The 22,586-nt window shown below is 54.4% G+C and carries 19 protein-coding genes and 1 pseudogene; 14 read left to right on the top strand and 6 right to left on the bottom strand.

What is annotated here, in order from left to right; all coding sequences use genetic code 11:
- Positions 1-145 precede the first annotated feature (145 nt).
- The gene (locus tag Q4551_RS00495; protein WP_303431136.1) at positions 146-2,506 is read right to left on the bottom strand and encodes a Tex family protein; all 2,361 of its coding nucleotides are present in this window, start codon (positions 2,504-2,506) and stop codon (positions 146-148) included.
- Between the two features lie 350 nt (positions 2,507-2,856).
- Here Q4551_RS00495 and Q4551_RS00490 point away from each other — a divergent pair, with 350 nt between their 5' ends.
- The 13 genes and pseudogenes from Q4551_RS00490 (at position 2,857) to Q4551_RS00430 (ending at position 15,712) form a co-directional block, all read left to right on the top strand.
- Complete coding sequence (locus tag Q4551_RS00490; RefSeq protein ID WP_303431135.1) at positions 2,857-4,452, top strand: O-antigen ligase; 1,596 nt, start codon at positions 2,857-2,859, stop codon at positions 4,450-4,452.
- A gap of 243 nt (positions 4,453-4,695) precedes the next feature.
- Positions 4,696-5,697, top strand: a complete 1,002-nt coding sequence (locus tag Q4551_RS00485) for an ATP-grasp domain-containing protein (RefSeq protein WP_303431134.1) — start codon at positions 4,696-4,698, stop codon at positions 5,695-5,697.
- 84 nt (positions 5,698-5,781) lie between these two features.
- On the top strand, positions 5,782-6,930 hold the full coding sequence (locus Q4551_RS00480) for a trypsin-like peptidase domain-containing protein (RefSeq protein WP_303431133.1): 1,149 nt from the start codon (positions 5,782-5,784) through the stop codon (positions 6,928-6,930).
- A 65-nt stretch (positions 6,931-6,995) separates the two neighbouring features.
- Positions 6,996-8,120, top strand: a complete 1,125-nt coding sequence (locus Q4551_RS00475; RefSeq protein ID WP_303431132.1) for a phosphoribosyltransferase domain-containing protein — start codon at positions 6,996-6,998, stop codon at positions 8,118-8,120.
- Positions 8,113-8,871, top strand: a complete 759-nt coding sequence (locus Q4551_RS00470; protein ID WP_303431131.1) for a hypothetical protein — start codon at positions 8,113-8,115, stop codon at positions 8,869-8,871. The genes Q4551_RS00475 and Q4551_RS00470 overlap by 8 nt, the downstream gene beginning before the upstream one ends.
- Positions 8,864-9,961 (top strand): cysteine protease StiP family protein, encoded by a 1,098-nt coding sequence (locus Q4551_RS00465; RefSeq protein ID WP_303431130.1) that lies wholly within the window; start codon positions 8,864-8,866, stop codon positions 9,959-9,961. The genes Q4551_RS00470 and Q4551_RS00465 overlap by 8 nt, the downstream gene beginning before the upstream one ends.
- On the top strand, positions 9,958-10,926 hold the full coding sequence (locus Q4551_RS00460; RefSeq protein ID WP_303431129.1) for an HpcH/HpaI aldolase/citrate lyase family protein: 969 nt from the start codon (positions 9,958-9,960) through the stop codon (positions 10,924-10,926). The genes Q4551_RS00465 and Q4551_RS00460 overlap by 4 nt, the downstream gene beginning before the upstream one ends.
- Positions 10,927-11,192: 266 nt before the next feature.
- Complete coding sequence (locus Q4551_RS00455) at positions 11,193-11,780, top strand: TerD family protein (protein WP_303431127.1); 588 nt, start codon at positions 11,193-11,195, stop codon at positions 11,778-11,780.
- Entirely contained in the window at positions 11,777-12,934 is a 1,158-nt protein-coding gene (locus Q4551_RS00450; RefSeq protein WP_303431126.1) for a TerD family protein, read from the top strand. The genes Q4551_RS00455 and Q4551_RS00450 overlap by 4 nt, the downstream gene beginning before the upstream one ends.
- 44 nt (positions 12,935-12,978) lie before the next feature.
- Positions 12,979-13,428: a tellurite resistance TerB family protein gene (locus Q4551_RS00445; RefSeq protein WP_303431125.1), complete on the top strand. Its 450-nt coding sequence runs from the start codon at positions 12,979-12,981 to the stop codon at positions 13,426-13,428.
- 111 nt (positions 13,429-13,539) lie between these two features.
- A pseudogene (locus tag Q4551_RS00440) lies at positions 13,540-13,743 on the top strand (TerD family protein); the annotation flags it as partial.
- 39 nt (positions 13,744-13,782) lie between these two features.
- The gene (locus Q4551_RS00435; RefSeq protein ID WP_303431124.1) at positions 13,783-14,361 is read left to right on the top strand and encodes a TerD family protein; all 579 of its coding nucleotides are present in this window, start codon (positions 13,783-13,785) and stop codon (positions 14,359-14,361) included.
- A gap of 154 nt (positions 14,362-14,515) precedes the next feature.
- A complete protein-coding gene (locus Q4551_RS00430) occupies positions 14,516-15,712 on the top strand; it encodes a DUF4236 domain-containing protein (protein WP_303431123.1) in 1,197 nt (398 codons plus the stop codon).
- Positions 15,713-15,855: 143 nt separating this feature from the next.
- On the opposite strand, the gene Q4551_RS00425 is transcribed toward Q4551_RS00430, so the two are convergent.
- From Q4551_RS00425 to yrfG, 4 genes are all read right to left on the bottom strand, one after another.
- On the bottom strand, positions 15,856-17,397 hold the full coding sequence (locus tag Q4551_RS00425; protein WP_303431390.1) for a phosphoenolpyruvate carboxykinase: 1,542 nt from the start codon (positions 17,395-17,397) through the stop codon (positions 15,856-15,858).
- A gap of 260 nt (positions 17,398-17,657) precedes the next feature.
- A complete protein-coding gene (hslO, locus tag Q4551_RS00420) occupies positions 17,658-18,533 on the bottom strand; it encodes an Hsp33 family molecular chaperone HslO (RefSeq protein ID WP_303431122.1) in 876 nt (291 codons plus the stop codon).
- Between the two features lie 19 nt (positions 18,534-18,552).
- On the bottom strand, positions 18,553-18,957 hold the full coding sequence (hslR, locus tag Q4551_RS00415) for a ribosome-associated heat shock protein Hsp15 (protein ID WP_303431121.1): 405 nt from the start codon (positions 18,955-18,957) through the stop codon (positions 18,553-18,555).
- Positions 18,950-19,633 carry a GMP/IMP nucleotidase gene (gene yrfG / locus Q4551_RS00410; protein WP_303431120.1) on the bottom strand — a complete coding sequence of 228 codons (684 nt, stop codon included), beginning with the start codon at positions 19,631-19,633 and terminating at the stop codon, positions 18,950-18,952. The genes hslR and yrfG overlap by 8 nt, the downstream gene beginning before the upstream one ends.
- A gap of 44 nt (positions 19,634-19,677) precedes the next feature.
- On the opposite strand from yrfG, the gene nudE reads away from it, so the two are divergent.
- Positions 19,678-20,247 carry an ADP compounds hydrolase NudE gene (nudE, locus tag Q4551_RS00405; RefSeq protein ID WP_303431119.1) on the top strand — a complete coding sequence of 190 codons (570 nt, stop codon included), beginning with the start codon at positions 19,678-19,680 and terminating at the stop codon, positions 20,245-20,247.
- On the opposite strand, the gene Q4551_RS00400 is transcribed toward nudE, so the two are convergent.
- On the bottom strand, positions 20,220-22,400 hold the full coding sequence (locus tag Q4551_RS00400) for a PAS domain-containing hybrid sensor histidine kinase/response regulator (RefSeq protein ID WP_303431118.1): 2,181 nt from the start codon (positions 22,398-22,400) through the stop codon (positions 20,220-20,222). The two genes, nudE and Q4551_RS00400, sit on opposite strands and share 28 nt — an antisense overlap.
- Positions 22,401-22,586 lie beyond the last annotated feature (186 nt).

Here is a 22,586-nt window from a genome sequence, read left to right as displayed (position 1 = left end):
TCGGCGGAGTATAAAAGAAAGCTGGTCGGGTAAGTAAGTCCGGGCGCAGGACTGACAAGTAAAAGAGCTGTGCAGGAGCGCAACAATAGCCAGCGACAGGAGGCTGTCTGTTGCTGGCTATTGGTCATTCGGGTGAGTCGGGCGGTTATTTTTTCTTGCGCGCGTTGGACAGCGCCGCTGCCAGTGCCCCGGCCATGGCGCCCTGGCCTTGCGGCTGTTTGTCGCCAAACGAGGTCCGGTTTTGGCCGCCTCGTTTGGGGCTGTTGTTGCGTTGGCCACCGCGATTGGCTTGTTCAGCGGCTTTTTCATTGGCATCGTCACCCAGGCGCATCGACAGGCCAATACGTTTACGCTCAGGGTCCACTTCCATTACCTTGACCTTGACGATGTCCCCGGCCTTGACGACATCCCGAGGGTCTTTGACATAGTGGTCAGCCAGTGCCGAGATATGTACCAGGCCATCCTGATGGACGCCGATATCCACAAAGGCACCAAAGGCGGCAACGTTGGTAATGACACCTTCGAGCACCATATTGGGTTTCAGGTCGGAGATTTTTTCGACACCTTCCTGGAATTCGGCAAAGCGGAATTCCGGGCGCGGGTCACGTCCCGGTTTCTCCAGCTCTGCAAGAATATCTTTCACCGTCAGCAGCCCGGCGTCAGCACTGACAAACTGCTCGGCATTGACCGATTTGAGGAAGGAGTGGTCTCCGACCAGGCTGCCGATATCCTTGCCAAAGTGCTTGGCGATATTGTTCACCAGCGGGTAGGACTCAGGGTGAACCGCCGAGGCATCGAGGGGGTTGCTGCCGTTCATGATGCGCAGAAAGCCTGCCGCCTGTTCGAAGGTTTTGGCTCCCAGTCGCGGCACCTTGGCCAATTCCTTACGGCTGTTAAAGGCACCGTTTTCGTCCCGGAAGGCAACGATATTATTGGCGAGGGTGGTGTTCAGGCCGGAAATCCGGCTGAGCAGTGGTGCTGATGCTGTGTTCAGGTCGACGCCGACCGAGTTCACACAGTCTTCCACAACGGCATCCAGCGAGCGGGCCAGATGACTTTGGTTAACATCGTGCTGGTACTGGCCAACGCCGATGGATTTGGGTTCGATTTTGACCAGCTCGGCCAGAGGGTCCTGCAAGCGTCGGGCAATGGAGACAGCGCCACGAATGGTGACATCGAGGTTCGGGAATTCCTTGGCAGCCAGCTCGGAGGCGGAGTACACCGAGGCACCGGCTTCGTTGACCATGATTTTTTGCACTTTCTGGCTGGCATCCAGCGCCGGGTTGATCTTTTTCAGCATATCGCCAACAAACTTGTCGGTTTCCCGGCTGCCTGTACCGTTGCCAATCGCAATTAACTGCACGCCGTGTTTTGCAATCATGGCCATCAGGATGGCTTCAGATTCGGCAAATCTGTTTTGCGGAGGCGTGCAGTAAATCGTGCTGTAATCGACCACCTTGCCTGTGGCGTCAACCACCGCAACCTTCACGCCGGTGCGCAAACCCGGGTCGAGGCCCATGGTGTTTTTGGCACCAGCGGGCGCAGAAAGCAGCAAATCCTTGAGGTTGTCGGCAAAGACCTTGATGGCGCCTTCTTCGGCCTTTTCGCGCAATTGCCCGACCAGTTCGGTTTCAAGGTGGGTCAACAGCTTGATGCGCCAGGTCCACTTGACGACTTCGGCCAGCCAGCGATCGGCGGCCCGGCCTGCGTTCTTGAGCTGGAAATGACCGGTAATCATGGCTTCACACGGGCTACCAGCCAGCTTGTCTTCCAGCTCTGCTTGGGTGACCAGCGAGAAACCCAGTATGCCTTCGTTACGGCCGCGCAGAATCGCCAGCGCACGGTGACTCGGCACGTTTTTTAACGCTTCATCGTGTTCAAAATAGTCGGCGAACTTGCTGCCTTCGGCTTCTTTACCAGCAATCACCCGGACCGACAGGATAGCTTCCTGTTGCAGAAACTGGCGGAGCTTGGCCAGCAGGTCGGCATCTTCGGCGAAGCGTTCCATCAGGATATACCTGGCACCATCCAGTGCGGCCTTGGTGTCGGCGATGCCCTTGTCGGCGGAGACAAACGCAGTGGCTTCAGACTCGGGGGTCAGGTTCGGATTATCCAACAGACGTTCGGCCAGTGGTGCCAGTCCGGCTTCGATGGCGATCTGGCCTTTGGTGCGGCGTTTTTTCTTGTAGGGCAAGTACAGGTCTTCGAGCCGGGTTTTGGTATCGGCAGTCAGCAGCTCCCGCTGTAGTTCCGGGGTCAGCTTGCCCTGCTCACCAATGCTTTTCAGGATGCTGTCGCGACGATCTTCCATCTCGCGCAGATAACGCAATCGCTCTTCCAGATTACGCAGCTGGGTGTCATCCAGTGCTCCGGTGACTTCTTTCCGGTAGCGGGAAATAAACGGTACGGTGGCACCTTCATCCAGCAAGGCAACGGCAGCCGATACCTGTTGCGGACGGATATTGAGTTCTTCGGCAAGGCGTTGGCCTATGGATTCGAGCAGCATGTGGTGGTCGGACCTCGGTCAGGTTGGACAAGAGAATGATTGATTTCCGATAGCAGAGCAGCAGTATAAACAATATCATCCTCCAGCATGTAACCTCAGGTCTCATTGGTCAGATACTGGCGTTGCACCGATTGTTATTCATATGGAGAGGTATAGTGCTGGAAACAACATCGGCCACAGATAATCAGAGGCCAGCCACAATCTTTGGGGTAGGCTCCTGGAAAGATTTATTGGGGTTATTCCCCATTTTGGTGGCCGTGTTGTTTGCTGTGGGCCTATTGGCGAAATATTTGTCTGGAGGAGGCGCTTTTGCTGACTATCGCTCGGCATTATTAACGGTACAAGTGAGCTTGGCTGCTCTTCTGTTGATTATGTTACAGGGCAAGCTGGTAGTGACAGGCAGGTTCTGGTTGTGGGCCGGTAGCGTCTGGCTGGTGTTGTCTTTGACCGCGACGGGAGTGTCGGACCATATCCATATCGGGACTTATCGGCAGTTGGAACTGATGCTGTCGCTGCTGAATATCTGGTTATTAGGGCTTTGTTTGCAACGGTTCAACTCATTGAGCTACTGGGTTACGACGGTAGTATTACTGACGGTTTGCCTGACCTGGTTGATCAATCTCTCTTTGTTTCTCAGTCTGGAATATCCTTTTCAGTATTCATGGGGTTGGGGTGGGCCTGCGTACGCTCATATTCGTCATTGGGGGGATGTGGCGGCGGTTGGTGTTGTACTCAGTTGTTATTTTTTAACACGTGGAAACGTATGGAACAGGATGCTTGGGGCGCTGGCGTTTTATCTGTCAGCCGTTGCGGTCTTGTTTTCTGCCGGGCGTGCGGCTTGTGCGGCAACCTTGTTGGCTGTGGTAATGATTGCCTGGTTACACCGTCGCCAACGAGGTGCTCTGTCGGTACTGGCCCTGTTCAGTGGGTTGGCTGTATACACGGCGATATTATTGACACCGGAGCACGGGCTTGATGTCGGGTGGAGCGGTATCTGGCGAATGATAGGGGCTTTTGGCACTCTGGGAGTAGAGGAAAGAAGTTTCAGCAGCGGCCGCACCATCATCTGGGAAGCGGTACTCACTCAGATGGCCGGTCAGCCCTGGTTGGGTGGTGGGCCCGATTCCTATCATTATATGAATCCGTTTCCTTTTGGCCAGGCACCACACAATACCTTGCTGGAATTTGCCCTGAACTGGGGCTGGCCTGCGGCCGTGATTGCTTTGGCCTGGTTATGTTGGATGGGAATACGCGGACTGGTACATATCTGTCATTCAGATAAAAAGCCTGTGTTACCGCTAACCGTTTATTGGACCATTGCTTATGGTGTTTTATTCCTGCAGGGACTGGTTTCTACGACCTTTCATGAACCACCCAGTATGTTGCTATTAGTGGCTGCGTTGGCGATGATTTTGTCCTCTCGACCCCTAATTGCTAAGGACTATGCTTATCGCTTCACACTGAGCGCGGTTATTGTTGTGTTTCTGGTGATTACTCTTGGGGTTAATCAGCAATACCTTCGGGTTGTGGCGTTTAATCAGCGTGTTTTGTCATCTGCATCTGTGACGGATCAGGAGGTGGACTGGGTCAAGAATCACCCCTATTTGTTGTCGGGAGTATGGACACTGTTGAGTCGTACAGAGCGTTATTCAGAAGCTGAAGCATTCGAATTGGCAAATTGGCTTGAGCCAAGAATAGAAAAAAAAGCCTATAGAGTGATTGCCTGGAAGTCCGGATACTGGCGTCAACAGGGGAACTTGCAGAAAGCGGAAGCCGAATTGGAACGCGCTATTACCAGTCGACCATTGCTGGGTTTGAAACCTGGTCTGCTGGAGGTGTGTTACTTGGCTGGTGTTTTGGAATGGCATGACTCCTGCCTTTCAGCAAAAGAGTATGGCCAGGAGAAGGCAAAAAAAATCAGAGCCAAACAATTGATCAATTACTGATCAATCAACCAGCCCGAGTGCCGGTCTATCGCTGCGACTGGTATGCCTCTTACCTCTGACTGCTTTGTGCCTCGTATTCCATCACCCGCCTTGCATAGTGATGGCGGGTTTTTGATGATAGATTCAACGAGTTAGGTAAAACCCGTCCCATTCCATCTGTGCGCTCTCTGCTCTGTTCCGGTGTCGTATCGGATACGCCGCTGGGCCATGTTGTCTGAATATTGAATAACCGAGGTGAAGTTCTTGATCTGGTTTCTTGAAGGTCAATCGAGTCAGCGCGATATCATTACCGGCGCTCGCGACGCCTTGCCTGCGGATGTCACTCTCTTGGCTTCTCATCGTGGTGATCGTCCGGAAATCACCGGTCTGGCGGATGTGTCGTTACGTGAGCCGAAGGATAGTCCAGACAAAATTGATTGGGTAATTGACACCGCTCTGGAGCATGGCGTCCAGGTATTGCTGGCCGGACGTAATTGGCAGCTGTTTGAGACGGCTCGCGATCGCTTTGAAGCACATGGCTTGCAGCTGATTACCGGTGGCATGTCGTTGGAGACCTTCCGTCTGGTCGATAACAAAAGCCTGTTTACCGCTGCTGCTGAGCGTGCCGGTTTGGCCTGTGTGCCTGCGGTGACGGTGACGACGGCAGAGGAATTGGCGCAGGCGTATGCTGACATGTCGGTTTACGGTGAAGTCTGTATCAAGCCTGCCATCGGTATTTATGGTCAGGGCTTCTGGCGTTTTCGGGAAGGTGTGGATGCCTTTCGCTGTTTTGCGAATCCGGATGCCCGTGAAGTCAATTTTGAGGCCTATTTACAGGCCTATGGTCTGGATACCCAACGTGCCCCGATGTTGGTGATGCCGTATATGGCGGGCAGCGAGTGTTCGGTTGATATGGTGTGTGAAGCAGGGGTGGCGGTAGCCTATGTTGGCCGTCGCAAACAGGGCTTGTACCAGACCTTTGAGCGTGAGTCGGCAGCGGTTGAGCTGGCACTCAAGGCCGCTGCTCATTTTGGCTGCGATGGTCTGGTGAATGTGCAGACTCGTGACGATGACAACGGCCAGCCGCATCTGCTGGAAATCAACCCGCGTTATTCCGGTGGTATCGGTTACACCCGGCTCACCGGGGTCAATTTACCCGGTATCTGGGCCTGTCGCCGCCTGGGTTTGCCAGAGCCTGTGAGTGATTGGCTTCCGAATCTCAAGGTAAAAGTCGTCAGTGTGGCTTTACCATTGACGGCAGGCTGAGTTGGAATCACCGCCGGGGTTGCAATTGGCCGGGGTTTGTCTCCATGCTTCAATCCGGCAAACAGGATCAGGGAGTGAGTATTGATGCGGGAATTGGTCGTTGGTGCCAATGAAGGGCTGCCAGTCACAGACATTCGGCTAACCCTGGACAGCAAACAAGGTGGCGCGCTGGGACGTAACGCCGGGTTGGCGTTATTACCGCTTGACGCAAAACACCTGCCGACCGGTGCACCTTCCTTGTACCGGCTCACCCAGCCCTGGATGCAGTGGCACGACGAGGGTGACTCACTGCGGTGTGAGGTCGATCTGGCGCAATTACCTGCCCGAAGTGACCGGCTGTTGCTGGTGGTGTACACCTTTGCGGCAGTGGGGCCAGTGGCTGAGCTGGAGCGTGTACACTTGCGGATTGCGGATATCATCTCTTATAAACTGGAGCTGCAGGATTCGGGTGATGCTGCCATGGTCATTGGCGAATGTTACCGCCGTGGTGCGCAGTGGAAATTCCGGGCGCTGGCGGAAGGTTCTGCTTATGGCCTCGCAGCGTTCGGGCGTCGTCTCGGGTTAACCATTGATGATCGCCATCCGGACCGGTCGCATGAAGCCGCTGGGGCGGAAGCGGGCAGGGCCGCTGCCGGTGTGGCAACAGGCACTGGTTTTGCGGTTTCCTCCCGACATATCCTGACCTGTGCTCATGTGATTGAAGATCGCCAGGATATTCATATAACGTCCTTTGACGGGCGTTATCGTGCTGAGCCAGTGATGGTCGATCGCCGTAATGATATCGCGTTATTACGTATCCAGCAGGAGCCCGGGTTGCAGCCCGTGTGCTTCCGTGACGATGTGCGCTGCCATCTTGGTGAAACGGTTGTCGCACTGGGTTTTCCTCTGGCCGGTTTTGCTGGTGGCGATGTTCATGTTACACAAGGGGGCATTTCGGCGCTGTTTGGTGTCCATAACGATGCCAGCATCCTGCAGTTCACCGCACCGATTCAGCCAGGCTCCAGCGGCAGCCCGTTATTCGATAGCAACGGAGCCGTCGTGGGTATGGTGACTTCAAGTATCAGTGATGCACAAAATATGAATTTTGCCGTCAAGGCCGCTTTGTTACAGGCCTTTTTGCACGCTTGCCGGGTCGAGGTGTCCACCATGACAAGCGCCACCACACTGACCACGGCCGATATGGCACGAGTGACACAACCTTCCTTATGGAAGATTGAAGCACGCGGCAGCTAAATACATCTTGCTGACCCCGGCCACCGTGTTGTGTGTGCTGTGGTTGGTACTCTGGGAATAAAATCATGGAAAGTACCGCAGTAAAACACGCTTTGAGTGCCCAATTAATGCGCGGGTTGCTCGAAGTTAATGTGGACGATGCACGTATCGATCCCGACGAGTTATTCGGTTTTGCCGAGCGGCGCAACCCGAAGCGGGCATTTCTGTTTGTCTCTCGGGTGTTAGGTCGTCATATTCCGGTACGTCCGGCGCAGATGGAAGCCGCTTTTACCAAATTGGCGGCGCAGATTCCGGATGACTTGCCCGGCCCGGTGCTGGTGATCGGCATGGCTGAAACCGCCGTTGGTCTGGGAGCCGGTGTCCATCGTGCCTACAGCGCAACACGATCGGATGCAATTTATCTGGTGACGACCCGCCATCCGGTCGGGGATGACATTTTTACCCGCTTTGAAGAAGAGCACAGCCATGCCAGTGCCCATCTGATTCATCGGCCGGTGGATGCTGATATTCGGGATGCCATGTTGCAGGCCCGTTCGCTGATATTGGTCGACGATGAAGCCTCAACCGGCAAAACCTTTATCAACCTTTATGAAGCGCTGATGGCATCCGGGCTGTCGCATATTGAGCGGGTGGTGACCTGTGTCTTGACGGATTGGTCCGAAGGCGCCGTGCAAAACAGGATTGCAGCCCCGACCGATCAGGTCTCGCTGTTGCAGGGCTCTTACCGCTTTATTGAAGATATTACTGCCCCGTTGCCAGAGATGCCGGATGTTGAAACGGTAGAGGCCGGAGAATGGCTCTTGTCGCCGGAGCATGACTTTGGCCGTTTGGGTGTACGCCATGTCGACGACACGCTGGCGCCTGGGCTGCAAATCAAGGCCGGAGAACGGGTGCTGGTGGTTGGCACCGGAGAATTTGTCTGGAAACCGTTTTTACTGGCGGAACGACTGGAACAAGCCGGTGCCGATGTGCATTTTGGCTCGACTACCCGTTCGCCCATTGCTATCGGTCATGCCATCGAACACGCGTTATCCTTTCCGGACAACTACGGTCTGGGTATTCCCAATTTTATCTATAACGTCCGTCCGGGCCAGTTTGACCGGGTGCTGATTTGTACCGAGACTCCGGCAGAGGCTGTTCCCGCTCTGTTGATAGATACTCTGCAAGCCGAGGTAGTGGTCAATGAGTAATACGCGTCCGCTGGTTTTTGTCGATCTTGATGACACCCTGTTCCAAACCGCTCGCAAAATGCCACCCGACAGCCCGCGCCACCCTGCCACCCTGGATGTGCACGGCCAGCCCAATGGTTATATGACGCCGGTACAGCAGACTTTTGTGCAATGGCTGCTGGCCACCGCCGACGTCGTGCCGGTGACGGCGCGCAGCGTAGAGGCCTACCGCCGGGTGCAGATTCCGTTTGTCCATGGTGCCGTGTGTGCCCATGGCGGCGTGATCCTGACGCCGGATCATCAGCTGGAGCCACAATGGCAGGCACAGATGACCGATCGTCTGTCAGCCTTTCAGTCACGGCTGCAGCAGCTGAGCGCCGCCACATTGTCTATTGGCGAGGCGCTGGGTTTCTCACTCAGAGGCTGGGTGGTCGAAGAAGAAGGCTTGCAACATTACGTCGTCACCAAGCATAACGAACAGGACGATGCGGTACTTGCGCAGGTGTTAGCCGAAGTGCAGCGCCGCGGTTTGCTGGAAGGTATGCACGTACATGCCAATGGCAATAATCTGGCTTTCTTGCCCCAGGGGCTGGCCAAACAGCTGGCGGTGCAGGAATGGCTGCAGCGGGACCGGGCCATCAACGGCGACCGTCCGGTATTGGGGTTTGGTGACAGCCTGACCGATTTGGGTTTTATGAGCGAATGCCACTGGTGGGCCACCCCGGCCCGAGGGCAGTTGGCACGGGTGGTGGAGGACCAGATTCATGAGTGATGTGTTTAATGCACTTCACACCGTTGGCAGTGGCAGTTATCTCGCTGACGATGTGCATTTTTTATTGCAGCCCTGTCAAATTGAGCCAACCGACGTGGCTGAGAAAGAGCGTCTGATTCAGACCAATCAGAAGCATTATTCAGAAATGATCAGTCGGGAAGACGCACCAACCGACATTCATATCACCCTGTATGAGCGAGCGCTGAAACAGAATGGCGCCCGTATGGCTGCCGATGTTCAGGCATTGGCCGAGGCTTTGAACACCGGCTGTCCAGGCGGCGCGGTGGTGCTGGTATCGTTTGTTCGGGCCGGTTTGCCGCTGGGCGTGTTATTACGTCGGGCACTGCTGGCGCTGGGGCGCGAGGCTTATCACTACGGCATCAGCATTGTGCGTGATCGTGATATAGACCGTGTGGCGCTGGAAGCCATTATTACCGCGCACGGTGCCGACAACCTGATCTTTGTAGATGGCTGGACAGGAAAAGGAGCCATCGCCGGTGAGCTGCAGCGCAGCCTTGGGGATGATCCACGTTTTGTTGGTGGGCCACGTATGGTGGTATTGGCCGACCCTTGCGGTCATGCCTGGCTGGCGGCATCGGCGGAAGATTGGGTGATCCCGTCCGGTATTCTGGGTGCCACTGTGTCGGGTCTGGTGTCCCGTTCCATCTGGCCGGCGGATGGTGGCTTGCACGGTTGTATGCGCTGTGATCATTTACAGGCCTTTGATGTTACCCGTGCGTTTGTTGACCGGATTGAGGCTGAGCGTCAGCAACTGGGGCCTGTGACGGCCGCAGTTCCCTGGAGTGATACGCAACGACAACAGCTGCAAACTGCCGCCACTGGTGTTGTCAGTACACTGGCTAACCGCTTTGGCATCACCAATATGAACCGCATCAAACCGGGTATTGCCGAAGCCACTCGGGCGGTACTGCGACGCGTGCCCGAACATGTACTGGTACGGGACAAGAACGACAGCGACGTCCGCTTGTTAATGCATCTGACCGAACGTGCCGGTGTCACCGTCGAGGAAGTGGGTGATGCCCTTGGTCCCTATCGGGCTGTAACCATTATCCGGAGCGTGAATCAATGACACGAGTGTCACCCTATGCCCTGGGGGCGACTCTTTATATGCCCGCCACTCGTGCGGACCTCGCCGATGTTATCTGCCACTGCAAAGTGCCTGAACTGCGGTCGTTGGTGATTTGTCTGGAAGATGCTGTGGCCGACAGCGATGTGGATATTGCGCTGCGAAACCTGGAACAGTTGCTGCTGCAATTACATCAACAAAAGCAGCCGTTTTATCCGCCGGGCCAGCCGAGCAGGCAGCCATTGCTGTTTGTGCGCCCGCGTAATGCCGAGATGGCAGCACGCTTGAGTGAATGGCCATTGATATCCGAAATCGACGGTTTTGTGATTCCGAAGCTGACGCTTGATAATTTACCGGTTTGGGAGCAAGCACTGGCTCACCCGGATTTATTGCTGATGCCAACACTGGAAACACCAGAAACCTTTAATCCTGCCGCCATGGTGGAACTGGGTGAAGCCTTGAAAGTCCGGCTGGGGGAGCGGATTGTGGTGCTGCGTATCGGCGGCAACGACCTGATGGGTTGTTTGGGGCTGCGCCGCAACTCGACCACAACCCTGTACAGCACGCCCATGAGTTATCTGATCCCGATGGTGTCCGGCGTGATGGGCTCATTGGGTTTCTCTCTCTCCGCGCCCGTATTCGAGCAGCTGGCTTCCCCGCAGTTATTGCAGCAGGAACTGGATCTGGATATCGCCCATGGCATGGTCGGTAAAACCGCTATTCACCCCTGTCAGATCACTTTGATTCACGACCGTTTCCGGGTCAATCTTGAAGATCTGAATGCCGCCAGGATGATAGTGCAAGACCAGGCGCCAGCGGTCTTTCGCCATAACGATGCCATGTGTGAGCCTGCCACTCACCAGAAATGGGCGCGTGGTATTCTGGAGCGTGCCAAGTGGTATGGGGTAAAACCGCAGGAAACCATCAGTCAGGATGGGCCGCTCGGTCTGACCGAATCGCGCTGCTAGCCGCATGCTTAGGTCGCGTGGTTAACCTCAGTATTGGGTCGAGAGCGCTGAGAACTGTTGTAGCTTTCACCGGTCACAGTTTTGTTGCTACCCGTATGGTTGAATGGTAATAACAACATCACATGTCTGTGCCAGAAATGACACATGAGATTAATTATCTTATCACTATCTTGTATGGCAGCATGGTCGGCCACTGCCACAGCAAGCATCCAACAGGATGCCGGTGGCACAGATACCCACTCAGATGATGAGCAAGGAGCAAAATAATGGCACTGACTCTAACGAAAAACCAAAGCATCTCCCTGGAAAAAACAGCCGGGAGTGGCCTGAGCAATATCTCGCTTGGGCTGGGATGGGACCCGGTCAAAGCAACCGGTTTCTTCGGCAAGTTAATGGGCGGCGGTGCCATTGACCTGGATGCCTCCTGCATCGTGCTGGATGACCAGTTGCAATCCATCGATCTGGTGTGGTTCCGCCAGCTGAAATCAAAAGATGGCTCAATCCAGCATTCTGGCGACAACCGTACCGGTGAAGGGGATGGTGACGACGAAAGCATCTCTGTTGATTTGAAGAGCCTGCCAGCGGCTGCCAAACACCTGGTGTTTACCGTTAACAGTTTTACCGGCCAGAACTTCGAAAAAGTAGAAAACGCCTACTGTCGTATCCTGAATCGCAGCAACAACACTGAGCTGGCCCGTTTTAACCTTTCCGAAAAAGGTCAGCACACCGGTATTGTGATGGGGTGTCTGAGCCGCGACAGCAGTGGCTGGCAGTTCAAGGCAATCGGACAAGTCACCAATGGCCGTACTGCAGACGATCTGGTTAATCTGGCCATGCAGGCGGTACGTGGATGAGTGTATTGGTGCCAGGCGCCAATGCGCCAGTCGCCACGGGAGAGTTACGGGTGGATATCCGCTATTCACCATTACCCGGAGCCGACATTGATATTTCTGCCTTTGTATTGAATGCCGCGCACAAGGTACGTGGTGATGGCGATATGTGCTTTTATGGTCAGCCCGATATTCTGGCCGGGGCCGTTCGTATGACCCAGGCTGATGCCGGTCATGCCGTGTTTTTTCTGGACCCGGGACAGCTACCGGCAGAAGTTGAAAAAGTGGCTTTTACCGCCACGATTCACGCCAACAAGGCGCGTTTTGATGCCGTCTCGCAACTGACGCTGGCAATCAGTGGTGGTATCAGCTCCGATATTCCGACATCCGGCATGCAGGAAACAGCACTGATTCTGGGGGAGTTTTACCGTCGCCAGGGCAGTTGGAAATTTCGTTGCGTGGCTCAGGGGTTTGCCGGTGGCCTGGAGCCGCTGGCAGAACACTTTGGTGTGGATGTCGCGGCCCCAGAGCCTGAGCCGGCTCCAACCCCGGCTCCGGCTCCAGCGGCACCAAAATCCACGGTGAATCTGAGCAAGGTGACGCTGGATAAATCCCGTTCCAGTATCAGCCTGGAAAAATCCACCGCGGGTTTTGGCGAAATACGGGTCAACCTGAACTGGAACAAAAGCAGCTCTGGGGGGTTCTTCTCCAGCAGCAAAGCGATCGATCTGGATGTGGGTTGCCTGTTTGAACTTCAGGATGGCCTCAAGGGTGCGGTACAGGCTCTGGGAAATGGCTTTGGAGATCTGCAGGGTGAACCCTATATCCAATTGATGGGTGATGATCGTACTGGCTCGGTGGATGGTGGCGAATGGCTGCATATCAACGGCCAGAAATGGCACCTGATCCGGCGTATTCTGGTGTTCGCCTTTATTTACAAGGGCGCACCCAACTGGGAAAAAACCGACGGGGTGATCACCATCTATATCCCTGGCCAGCCGGATATTGAAGTGCGTATGAATGAAGAAGGCGGCCGTCATGGCATGTGTGCTGTTGCCATGCTGGAAAACGATAACGGTGCGGTCAAAGTGACCCGTTGCGTGGATTTTCACAAAGGCCACCGGGATCTGGATCAGGCCTACGGCTGGGGAATGCGCTGGTCGGCCGGATCAAAATAAATAATCGCAGCGACGCTGTGTTTTTTCACAATGAGGAATACAACATGTTGGGATGGCTGAAAACAAATGTGTCGATGGCACGGGACAAGCTGACGACCGAAGTTTCGAAGTTCAAGAACAAGGACTTTATGGAAGCAACCGCCACTGCCTGCGCCATGATTGCCGCCGCGGATGGTGATATTTCTTCCGCTGAAAAAATGAAAATGACCGGGTTTATCAACAACTCGCCAGAGCTCAAGGCCTTCAATCTCAATGACGTTATCAACGTGTTTAACGACGCTTGTGGCAAGTTTGAGTTTGACTATCAGATTGGTCAGGCGGAAGCGTTGAAAACGATCAACAAAATCAAGAAAGACGATGGTGCCGCACGTTTGCTGGTGCGGGTTGCCTGTGCCATTGGTGCCTCGGATGGCAGTTTTGATGATCAGGAAAAAGCCGCTTGTCGTTTGATTTGTTCGGAGCTGGGCCTGAATCCGGCTGATTTCGAGCTTTAGGCTTTACCTGCGCTGCGACGAAGACAGTCCTGCTGGCACCGTCTTTGTTGCCATCACGCAAGAGTGGTGCGGTATCATCCGAGAGGTTGATAAACCGTAAATAAAAATTATGGGCAAGTGAGTAATTTATTCATTCATCTTGTCCATGACACCAGCGACGCAGAAAGTATGCGTTATGACCTGGCCAACGATGCATTAACGGAAACTGCCATGAATTTTGCGGCATCGCATCGTAACAATGGCGAGTGGACATTTTATGCGCTTGGCCATGAGCATGCAGCAAGACGGCATGTCCTGGCCAAGGGTCAGGTATGAAATTTTGATTGGTTAATTGACTGAATAAGGAATAAAAAAATGGCTATAAGTCTGTCTAAAGGCGGTAACGTTTCCCTGTCAAAAGAAGCACCAGGCCTGACTGAGGTGGTGGTTGGTCTTGGTTGGGACCCTCGTGTTACTGACGGTACTGAATTCGATCTGGATGCCTCCGTGTTTATTACCGGTGAAAATGGCAAGGTACTGGGCGATACCAGCTTTATTTTCTACAACAACAAGGTATCAACGGATGGTTCGGTTGAACACATGGGTGACAACCGTTCAGGAGAAGGTGATGGCGACGACGAAAAAGTCACCGTTAAACTGACCTCTCTGGCGGCGGATGTGAAAAAACTGGTGTTTGCTGTCACAATTCACGAAGCAGAAAGCCGCAAGCAAAACTTCGGTCAGGTTTCCAACGCGTATATCCGTGTTGTAAACAAAGCCGACGGCAAGGAAATTGCCCGTTACGACCTGTCTGAAGATGCATCTACCGAAACGGCCATGATCTTTGGCGAACTGTATCGCCATGGCAGCGAGTTCAAGTTCAAGGCCATTGGTCAGGGTTTTGCCGGTGGTCTGAAGCCTCTGGCGGAAGCACACGGCGTTAACATCGGTTAATCGACCGTTGCCTGGAGCATCCTGTCCAGGTTTGGAAGCGGGTCAGCTACTGGCCTTCTTCTGTTTCTTCAGTCACCCTGCCGGGTGGCTGAGCTTGATCCATTCGTGATCATCCGCTTGACATATCAACTATCGAATATAACCAGGGAAAGGTATGGGCCTCCGTTTCAGAAAGCGTATTACCATCATGCCGGGCGTGCGCCTGAATCTCAGTGGTTCCGGCGTCAGTACATCCATTGGCCCTCGAGGGCTGAGTCTGACACTGGGACGTCGAGGTACTTATATCAATGCCGGATTGCCGGGTACCGGTCTCTATTACCGTACCCGAATCGATAATAGACAATCCTCCGCTGCCGCTGCTGGTTCCAACCCCGTCGACTACCCTGATACCGTGAATATTCAGGTTGATGGTGATGGCTTGTTACGACTGACCGATGAGCATGACCAACCCTTGCCCGCCAAAGCAGCCAGACAGGTCAAGGCTTACCAGGCCGAGACCATCCAGACATTACTGGAGCAGGCCGCAGAACGTATCAATACCGAGCTGAATGCTTGTTTGGGGGTACATCTGTTAACGCCCAAACCGGGTACTCCGCCAGCTTTACCGGCCCCCTTTGCTATTGATGAACCATTGCCGCCGGTGATCGAAGAGCCGGGCTTGATGGATAAACTGTTATTTCGACAAGACAGCATTGAACAGAGTAATCAGCAGGCGCTGGCGAGTTATCAGCAAGAACTGGCGCAGTGGCAGCAGCTGCGTGATGATCATGAGCAGGAATGTGCCGAAGTTGAAAAAGCCTTTCGGCTGGCGGCCCAAGGATTCAGTGCCCATATGGAAACGGCGCTGGATTATGTCCTCAGCGGCATTGCCTGGCCGAAAGAAACCTTGATTGAGTATGAATTTAACCATGATGTAACCGGCATTGCCCTGGATGTTGATTTGCCGGATGAAGGAGATGTACCCCAGCGGATGGCCGAGGCGCGGGGCAACGGCAAGTTATCATTCAAAAAACGCACCGATGCCCAGGGGCGGCGTGATTTTATCCGACTGTGCGCCGGGTCGCTGTTTCGGGTCACTGGCGAAGTGTTTGCATTGTTTCCGGGTATTCAGCGCTGTCTGATTTCTGGTTATATCCAGCGAGCCAATCCTGCGACCGGGGTTGTGGAGGATCAATACGTCTTGTCCGTGCTGATCCAGCGGGAGCAATGGCAAATGCTGGATTTTGATCGGCTGGAAGACATCGACCCCGTGGCGACCCTGCAAGCGTGTGGTGTCAGAATGGCCCGTGACCGCTCCAGCCGACTGAAAGAAATAGAGCCTTTGGCGCGAGACGTTCTGGATATAGGCTGAGGACGTTGGCGTTGGCGTTGTTTGACAGTGCAGCGGCAACAGGCGCCATAAGCAATAAAATAAAAAAGGGGCGCTACCAGTAATGGTAGCGCCCCTTTTATTTTATCGGACTGTGTTATTGAGCATTCAGCAGCAAGGCAGTCTTACAGCTGAGGGCCCGCCGCCAGAATGGCGTCGGAAACATCGTATTTCTTGAAGTTTTCAATAAACTGGCTCGCCAGCTGGCGTGCCGCTGCATCAAACTTGTCCTGGTCAGCCCAGGCTTTGGTTGGATTCAGCAATTTGGTTTCTACACCAGGCAGTTCGGTTGGTACACGAAGGCCAAAGACTGGCAGCTCTTCGGTTTCAACGTCACGCAGCACACCAGACTGAACAGCAGAGATCACTGCACGCGTGGTTGGAATGCTGAAGCGCTCACCACCGGCACCGTTTGAACCGCCAGTCCAACCTGTGTTGACCAGGTAGACCTGAGAGTCGAACTCCGTCACACGTTTCATCAGCAGTTCCGCGTATTCGCCTGCTGGACGTGGGAAGAAGGGTGCACCAAAACAGGTAGAAAAGGTGGATTTCAGACCTTTTACGCCCCCCATTTCCGTTGAACCAACCAGAGCTGTGTAACCGCTCAGGAAGTGGTAAGCCGCTTGTTCCTTGGTCAGGACAGATACCGGTGGCAATACACCGGTCATATCACAGGTCAGGAAGACAACTGCTTTGGGTTCGCCAGCCATGTTCTCAACAACACGTTTCTCAACGTGGGTCAGCGGGTAAGCACAGCGGCCGTTTTCGGTCAGGCTGGTGTCGTTGTAGTCTGCCACTCGGGTTTGCTTGTCGATCACCACGTTTTCCACGATGGCGCCAAAGCGGATGGCATCCCAGATAATGGGTTCGTTTTTCTGTGACAGGTCAATGGTCTTGGCGTAGCAGCCACCTTCGATATTGAAGACAGTGCCCTTGCCCCAACCGTGCTCGTCATCACCAATCAGGAAGCGACCCGGGTCAGCAGACAGGGTGGTTTTACCGGTACCGGAGAGGCCGAAGAACAGGCAAACATCGCCGTCATCACCAACGTTGGCAGAGCAGTGCATTGGCAGCACGTCTTTTTCTGGCAACAGGAAGTTCTGTACACCAAACATGGCTTTTTTCATTTCGCCAGCGTAACGCATGCCTGCAATCAGTACTTTGCGTTGGGAGAAGTCGACAATAACGCAGCCATCGGAGTTGGTGCCATCACGTTCCGGTACGCACTCGAAGTTGGCAACGTTCAGGATTTGCCATTCTTCCTTGTCTGAAGGGTTGTAGCTTTCCGGCAAGATAAACAGGTTGCGACCAAACAGGTTCTGCCAGGCAGTCTGGGTCGACATTTTGACCGGCAGGTAGTGCTGCGGGTCAGAACCAACATGAACATGGGAAACAAAGCTGTCTTGCTGGGCCAGGTATTCTTCTACGCGGTCCCACAGGGCATCGAATTTATCGGCATCAAATGGGCGGTTGATATTGCCCCAGTCGATTGCATCCTTGCTGCTTGGTTCTTCTACAATGAATTTGTCCATTGGAGAACGGCCAGTACGAGCGCCGGTTTCTACTACCAGTGCGCCGTTATCTTGCAATAGGCCTTCGCCGCGGGCAATGGCTTGTTCTACCAGAAATGGAGTAGATAAATCCGTGAATACAGTGGTCATATCGATACCCTGATGGGTCCTCGCAGTTGTGGTCGGCAATAGTAGCCGTTACCAAAATTCGTACACCCGTCTGTGTGTGCTGCAGACGATACTCGATCAATGAGACTGCGCAAGTATGCCAGAAAATGCCGTTTGCGCTAAGTCTCCTCTTTATGGGTCAGCTTAATAACCCGCATAAACAGGGGCTATATTTGCTGATTCTTCGGATTATTTGTGGGGTTCCAGATCATTGTAACAAATGTAACAGCGACCTGGCAGGCAGTAATTTAATGCAAATTGTTTTCAGGGAACAGCTCTGCCATATCATGTTGGCCGAATTCGTAGTGTTGGTGGCAAAATTCACAGTCGACCGAAATGCTACCGGATTCTTCCATCATTTCGGCTAACGCCTGGTAGCCAACCTGATGCAGGGCGTTGGCCAGCCGGTCACGGGAACAGGTACAGGCAAACGACAGCGGCGTGGCGGGATACACCCGGACATCCTCTTCGTGATACAGGCGTTGCAATAGCAGATCATTGTCCAGCTCAAGGAGTTCTTCATCCTTGATGGTGGCGGCGAGGTGAGAGACCCGGTCCCAGGCATCCTGGTCAATGGTTTGCTGCTCGTCGCTGTGTTGCTGGCTGGCGGGTAGTTTTTGCAGCATAAAGCCAGCGGCCCGGGTGCCATCACTGCAGAGCCAGAAGCGTGTGGGCAGTTGTTCTGACTGGCTGAAATAGTCTTCCAGTGCGGTGGCTATATCGCCTTGGGGAATGGCGGTAATACCCTGATAACGCTGGCCTTGCTCCGGCTCCAGGGTGATAACCAGCTGGCCTTCCGTTGCAAAGGTCAGGGTTGCTTCTGGCTGATCGCTGTCATAGCGGGCAATCGCCCGCAGCTCTCCCAGTTCATTGGTTTCTGCCTGCAACAGGGAGATAGCCCCTGGCAGGCGTATTTGCAGGGTTAGCCGGCCTTTGAACTTGAGGCTGGCACTCATCAATGCGGTGGCGGCGAGTAACTGGCCCAGGGCTACCCGGATAACGGGCGGGTAGTCGTGGCGATTCAAGATTGCCTCGTAAGTGGCATTGAGATGGGCGACCTCTCCACGAATCGGGGCGGCATCAAACGAAAATCGCTGCAATTGATCAGCACTGGGGTATGACATATCGGTGTACCTGTAACGTTCAGCCAAGATCCTGATGGACCTGCTCAAAACGGCGCATGTCGCGGCGTTCTTTTTTGTTGGGTTTGTGGTCTGGGGTGGGCATGGAGGCACGTAACGCCCGGCGTTGTTCGGAGTTGTCCATACGTCGCTTGATGCTGGCCGGGGTTTCTTCATACAGCAGCCGTGCTTCCGGGGCTCCCCGGCGCTGGTCAGACAAGGTGGTGATAATCACCTCTTTTTCGTCAAAGCCCTGGCGAATGGTCAGCCTGGCACCCGCATCGGCCAGTTTGCTGACCTTGCAGCGTTGGCCGTCGTAGTGAACCTTGCCGCCTTCAATGGCGTGTTTGGCCAGTGCCCGTGTTTTGAAAAAGCGGGCGGCCCAGAGCCATTTGTCGAGGCGGACTTTGGTGGAGTTGTCAGTCACGGTGGGTAGTGTCCTGTGCGTCAAATACCAGTTCGTCAAAATGTAGAATGCCGGGAAACCGGTTTTGCAACACCGGCTCGCGCTGGCTGTCAGGGTGATGGATGGCCAACAGATAATGAATGCCCCAACGCTGGGCTGATTCTAGCACAGCCATACTGTCATCAATCAGCAGGGTACGCTGCGGGTCGAACGGCTCGTCTTGCTGCAAATGCTGCCAGAAGGCCTGTTGTTCTTTGGGTTCCCGGTAGTCGTGGGAGCTGATGATGCGGTCAACGTATTGATCCAGCCCGGTGTGGTGCAGTTTGAGTTCCACACTGTCGCGGTGAGCATTGGTGACAATGACCTTGCGTTTGCCTTGCTGTGCCAGGGCGTTGAGAAATTCGCGCACAAAAGGCCGGAAGCCGATTTTGCTGGCGACGTCTTTTTTCAACTCCGCGATCGGTAATCCGGTCAGATTGCTCCAGTGATCGAGGCAATACCAGTTGAGGGTACCGCGCAGGCCGATAAAGCTGCTGCTCAGTTCCGTCAGAGCGGCGGCCTTGTCGATGCCCTTGTGGCGGGCATACTGCTCGGGCAAATGTTCCAGCCAGAAGTAATTATCAAAGTGCAAGTCCAGCAGGGTACCGTCCATATCCAGTAGTACGGTGTCAATTTGTTGCCAGTCGATCGGGCGCATAGGGTTATACTCAACAGATTTTCAGCTATTTAAACAGGCCTGACATGGATAAAAAACCTCAGATCCTGCATCGCTCGCTGGTCGCCCAGAGTCGGCTGTTCCGGGTTGAATCGATGGCGTTGCGTTTCAGCAACGGTGTGGAGCGCACTTATGAACGGTTGATGCCCGGTGGCCCGGGTGCGGTGATGATGGTGGCGTTGCTGGATAACGACACCGTGGCACTGATCCGGGAGTATGGCGGTGGTATTGAAGATTACACGCTGACCTTGCCAAAAGGTGCGGTCGACCTGGGTGAAACAATACGGGAAGCCTGTCACCGCGAGCTGCAGGAAGAAATTGGTTATGGCGCGCGCGAGTTTGTCTTCCTTAAACGATTGAGCCTGTCACCCAGCTACATGAGTGGTGGCATCGATGTGGTGCTGGTGCGGGATTTGTACCCGTCACGGCTGGAAGGCGACGAGCCGGAGCCTTTGGAGCTGATCCCCTGGAAACTGAGTGACCTGCTGTCGTTGTATCAGCGCGACGACTTTTCCGAAGGCCGGGCGGTGGCAGCGCTGGCGCTGGCGCAAGCCTACCTGGCCGGTGACTACGACGGCGAAGTGCTGCCAGCCTGAGTGCTTGCCGGGGCCAACTGTTCCGGCAGCAGTTCCACCAGCGCGGCACGTAACGTTGCCATGCGGATGGGTTTACTGACAAAACCGTTCATGCCAGCGCTCAGGCAGCGTTGGCGGTCTTCCATCATGGCATTGGCGGTGAGTGCCAGAATAGGGATTTGGCTCTCATCGCCAGAGAGCTGGCGTATATGCCGGGTCGCCTGGATACCATCCAGCACCGGCATATTGATATCCATCAGAATCAGATCGAAGGCGTCCTGTTTCAGTGCCTGTAACGCCTGGCGACCATCACTGACCACCACACACTCAAGCCCGAGTTTTTCCAGCATGCGCGAAGCAACACGCTGATTCACCTCGTTGTCCTCCGCCAGCAGGATACGGCCAGACAAGGCGGGTGATTGCTGCAGGGATGGCCGCTTGGTCACGGCCGGTGGCTTGGCGGCCTGCAAGGGGAGTTGCAGGGAGAAGGTGCTGCCCACCCCGGGGCTGGATTCCAGCTCCACATCCCCATTCATGGCGGATGCCAGGTGGCGACAAATAGTCAGGCCCAGACCGGTGCCGCCATAACGACGACTGGTGCTGCTATCAGCCTGGCGGAAGGCGGAGAACACCTGCTCTTTCTTGCTCTGGGAAATACCAATGCCGGTATCGGTGACGGCAATGCGGATATCGTACAGCGCCCCTTCGGTCTGCTTGCCGGTGACCTGCACTTCTATCTGGCCGTAGTCGGTAAATTTGATGGCGTTACTGATCAGATTGGTGATGATCTGACGGATACGTTTGGGATCGCCATTCCAGTATTGTGGAATATCACCGTCGTAATAATAAATAAACGTCAGACCCTTGCGTTTGACCGGTTCATCGAACAGCCGTTTGAGGTCACTGAGTTGCTGGTTGAGGTCAAAATCGATCTGCTCCAGCTCCAGGTTGCCGGATTCAATTTTCGACAAGTCCAGAATGTCGTTAAGGATCTCCAGCAGTGACTGCGATGAGGTATGGACAATATCGAGATAATGGCGCTGCTCGGTTGTCAGGTTGGAATCCAGAATCAGTTCCGTGGCACCCAGAATACCGTTCATGGGGGTGCGGATCTCATGGCTCATATTGGCCAGGAATATGGATTTGGAATGGTTGGCCTGTTCCGCCTGGGTCAAGGCTTCCCGGATGCGGCTGTTGGCGGTTTCGAGTGCCTGCCGGTTGGCTACGGATTCGGTGATATCCAGTCCAGCCAGCAACACCTGTCCCTGGGAGGTATTGGCACTGGTCAGTCGTGTCATGCGCCAGCTGATAATGTGCTCTTTGCCGGTCGATGACAGCACCGGAAATTCCAGCGACAGGTTGCCATTATGACGACTGAGCAGATTTTGCCATTCGCGCTCAACGGTGGAGGTCGCCTGCTGCGGAATCAAATAGCTGAACGGGTAACCGTTGATCTGGTCTTCCGGTATTTGCAGCAGCTGCTGGGCCTGCAGGTTAACCCGTGTCACATGGCCGTTTTCATCACAGATAATCAGCAGGGTCTGCATGGTATTGATATACGTCGATAACCGCTGCTGCTCTTCGCGGAGCTGCGCTTCCATAAAATAGCGCTGGGTAATGTCGTCTCCGGTGACCAGCAGCCAGACCTGGTCGCCATCATTCTGCTGCCAAAGGCGGACTTGCATGGCCCAACGGCCCCATTCGCCGTAGCGGTCGAGCAGACTGGCTTCAAAATCGACCATGGAGCGGGTGCTCAAGGACTGATCTATTTTTTGCTGAATCAACTCGCGCTCATTACGGCGTTGGATACTGGACAGATAAGAGCCGGGGCAAAGGTCAAACAATTGCTGGAAGTTCGGGTTGGCATCCAGGATCAGCTGTTGGGCATTCACCCTCAGCACGATGCCACTGACATGCTCCCAGGTGAACCCTTGTTGCAGCAACTGCTGTTTATAATGATTGGTCACCGGGCGAGTCAGATAATGACTGATCAGGCCGATGCCCGAGCCCACCACAAGCAAGGCCAATATGGCCACCCCTGCCAGTATTTTCAGGGTGACGACGTCTGGCTCTCCTCGGGCGAGCAAAAAAGCCGTTACTCCCATAATGGCACTGATGCCCGCTACCAGAGCGGTAGAGGTCAGTAGTAACTGTTGGCCAGGACTAAACGACATCTGGATTCCTTGAAGTGATACGACCAGGTACAGCAACAACAGTGAAAAGCGGTTAACTGTATCGATGAGGCTCTGAGTATCAAGTATAGGCGTATTTGCCTCAGCAGCCCGCGTAATCTCCTATCCTGACAGGCCTTGCTGACAGAGTGAATAGTGCACCGATGTCGTTATCATGACGTTGGTCAT

The organism is Oceanobacter sp. 5_MG-2023, from assembly GCF_030548165.1.
Taxonomy (GTDB): domain Bacteria; phylum Pseudomonadota; class Gammaproteobacteria; order Pseudomonadales; family Oceanobacteraceae; genus Oceanobacter.
This window is presented reverse-complemented; position numbering and strand designations above follow the sequence as displayed.